The sequence below is a fragment of the Streptomyces alkaliterrae genome (assembly GCF_007097205.2).
Taxonomy (GTDB): Bacteria; Actinomycetota; Actinomycetes; order Streptomycetales; family Streptomycetaceae; genus Streptomyces; species Streptomyces alkaliterrae.
Map to the genome: position 1 here is coordinate 1 of NZ_VJYK02000465.1, position 2885 is coordinate 2885.

At 74.5% G+C, this 2885-nt stretch carries 3 protein-coding genes and 1 pseudogene; 3 read left to right on the forward strand and 1 reads right to left on the reverse strand.

Features of this window, described 5'->3' with window-relative positions; translation table 11 throughout:
- A pseudogene (locus FNX44_RS25635) lies at window positions 1–111 on the reverse strand (cobalt ECF transporter T component CbiQ); the annotation flags it as partial.
- A gap of 150 nt (window positions 112–261) precedes the next feature.
- Between FNX44_RS25635 and pdhA the strand changes: the two are divergent.
- The 3 genes from pdhA to FNX44_RS25650 form a co-directional block, all read left to right on the forward strand.
- Window positions 262–1434, forward strand: a complete 1173-nt coding sequence (pdhA, locus tag FNX44_RS25640; RefSeq protein WP_143651366.1) for a pyruvate dehydrogenase (acetyl-transferring) E1 component subunit alpha — start codon at window positions 262–264, stop codon at window positions 1432–1434.
- Complete coding sequence (locus FNX44_RS25645; RefSeq protein WP_143651367.1) at window positions 1431–2486, forward strand: alpha-ketoacid dehydrogenase subunit beta; 1056 nt, start codon at window positions 1431–1433, stop codon at window positions 2484–2486. Before pdhA ends, FNX44_RS25645 begins: the two co-directional genes overlap by 4 nt.
- The coding region (locus FNX44_RS25650) for a biotin/lipoyl-containing protein (RefSeq protein ID WP_323369669.1) at window positions 2486–2885 on the forward strand (400 nt) is incomplete at its 3' end. The genes FNX44_RS25645 and FNX44_RS25650, both read left to right, overlap by 1 nt.

Below are 2885 nucleotides of genomic sequence, written 5' to 3' on the forward strand. Positions count from 1 at the left end.
CCGCGGCCCGCGCGCGGTGAACCCGCGCGACGCCCGGGCGATCCGCATCCGCCGCAGCTCGTCGGCGATCACGTCCAGGTAGCGGATCATGAAGGCCGCAATCTGCACCAGCCCCGACGACAGCCCGGCCGACCCGAGCCGGACAACCGGACAGGACGATCGGTCCGCCCGACGCCCACGGCGAACCCGACGGCGCCACCGGGCGGCCGCGCCACCGGCGCGGCGGCGGCGAACACTCCACCCGACCGGAGGTGTGCTCTCATGACGGTGACCGAGCAGCGAGGTGCCTACCGGCCCGCTCCGCCGCCGGCCTGGCGGCCGCGCACGGACGCCGCGCCGCTGCTGCCCGACGAGGAGCCGTACCGGCTGCTGGGCACGGGCGCGGAGCTGGACGAGAAGCTGCTGCGCCGGCTGTACGAGGAGCTGGTGCGCGGTCGCCGCTACAACCAGCAGGCCACGGCGCTGACGAAGCAGGGCCGGCTGGCCGTGTACCCGTCGTCGACGGGCCAGGAGGCGTGCGAGATAGCCGCCGCGCTGGCGCTGCGCGAGCAGGACTGGCTGTTCCCGAGCTATCGCGACACGCTCGCGGCGGTGGCGCGCGGCGTCGACCCGGTCGAGGCGCTGACGCTGCTGCGCGGCGACTGGCACACGGGCTACGACCCGCGTACGCACCGCGTGGCGCCGCTGTCGACGCCGCTCGCCACGCAGCTGCCGCACGCCGTCGGGCTGGCGCACGCCGCGCGGCTGAAGGGCGACGACGTGGTGGCGCTGGCGCTCGTCGGCGACGGCGGCACGAGCGAGGGCGACTTCCACGAGGCGCTGAACTTCGCCGCCGTCTGGCAGGCGCCGGTGGTGTTCCTGGTGCAGAACAACGGCTTCGCGATCTCCGTGCCGCTGGCCAAGCAGACGGCCGCGCCGACGCTCGCGCACAAGGGCGTCGGGTACGGCATGCCGGGCCGGCTGGTGGACGGGAACGACGCCGTGGCCGTGCACCGGGTGCTGGCGGAGGCGGTCGAGCGGGCACGCGGCGGGGGCGGTCCGACGCTGGTGGAGGCCGTGACGTACCGCGTCGACGCGCACACCAACGCCGATGACGCCACCCGCTACCGCGAGGACGCGGAGGTCTCCGCCTGGCGGGAGCACGATCCGATCCTGCTGCTGGAGCGTGAACTGACCGAGCGGGGCCTGCTGGCCGAGGAGGACAGGCGACAGGCGGCGGAGTCCGCCGAACATCTCGCCGCCGACCTGCGGAACCGTATGAACGAGGACCCCGAGCTGGACCCGATGTCGCTGTTCGAGCACGTCTACGCGCGGCAGACCAGCCAGCTGCGGGAGCAGGCGGAGCAGCTGCGGCAGGAGCTGGCGGCGGCCGAGGAGGCCGACGACGCGCAGGAGAAGAACGACGACGAGCGGCACCGGGGAGAGGCGCGATGAGCACGGCGGCGGCGGAGAGGCGGGCCGACGGGACGGCCGCCCGCAAACCCGCGACGATGGCGCAGGCCCTGAACCGGGCGATGCGCGACGCGATGGCCGAGGACCCGACGGTCCACGTGCTGGGCGAGGACGTCGGCACGCTCGGCGGCGTCTTCCGGGTCACCGACGGGCTCACCGCCGAGTTCGGGCCCGAGCGCTGCACCGACACGCCGCTGGCCGAGGCCGGCATCCTCGGCACGGCCGTGGGCATGGCGATGTACGGGCTGCGCCCGGTGGTGGAGATGCAGTTCGACGCGTTCGCGTACCCGGCGTTCGAGCAGCTGGTGTCGCACGTCTCGCGGATGCGGAACCGGACGCGGGGCGCGATGCCGATGCCGCTGACGATCCGCGTGCCGTACGGCGGCGGGATCGGCGGCGTGGAGCACCACAGCGACTCCTCCGAGGCGTACTACCTCGCCACGCCGGGCCTGCACGTCTTCACCCCGGCGACGGTCGCGGACGCCTACGGCATGCTGCGCGAGGCCATCAACTCCGACGACCCGGTGGTCTTCATGGAGCCGAAGCGGCTCTACTGGTCGAAGGACGCGGACTGGGACGTGAACCGTCCGCCGGCCGTGCCGCCCGCCGGGCAGGCCGTCGTACGGCGGCGCGGGACGTCGGCGACGCTGATCACCTACGGCCCGTCGGTGCCGGTGTGCCTGGAGGCGGCGGAGGCGGCGGCCGAGGACGGTCTCGACCTGGAGGTCGTCGACCTGCGCTCGCTGGTGCCGTTCGACGACGCCACGATCTGCGAGTCCGTGCGCCGCACCGGGCGCGCGGTGGTCGTCCACGAGTCGACGGGCTTCGGCGGCCCCGGCGCGGAGATCGCCGCGCGGATCACCGAGCGCTGCTTCCACTTCCTGGAGGCGCCGGTGCTGCGAGTGGCGGGCTTTGACATCCCCTATCCGCCGCCGATGCTCGAACGCCACCACCTGCCGGGGGTTGACCGGGTGCTCGACGCGGTCGACCGTCTCCAGTGGGAGGCGGAGTGGACCGAGGGGAGCACACGCTGATGGCCGAGGTACGCGAGTTCCGGCTGCCCGATCTGGGCGAGGGGCTGACGGAGGCGGAGATCGTCCGCTGGCTGGTCGAGGTGGGCGACGTGGTCGCCGTCGACGAGCCGGTGGTGGAGGTCGAGACGGCAAAGGCGATGGTCGAGGTGCCGTGTCCCTACGGGGGCGTGGTCACCGCGCGCTACGGCGAGATCGGGCAGGAGATCCCGGTCGGCTCGCCGCTGGTGACGGTCGCCTCGTCCGCCGCGGCCACGGGGGAGGGTGCGGCCTCCGGCGCGCCCACGGCGCAGGCGGGCCCTGCGTCGGAGGCCGACACCGCCCGGTTGGGCGGAACCGCCGAGGCGGGCGGGACGGAGAGCGGGACCGAGAACGGTGGCCGGGCGAACGGGCGGGCCGGGG

Coding starts and splice junctions, on each gene's coding strand:
- pdhA (WP_143651366.1), top strand. CDS start 262: ATGACGGTGACCGAGCAGCGAGGTGCCTACCGGCCCGCTCCGCCGCCG.
- FNX44_RS25645 (WP_143651367.1), top strand. CDS start 1,431: ATGAGCACGGCGGCGGCGGAGAGGCGGGCCGACGGGACGGCCGCCCGC.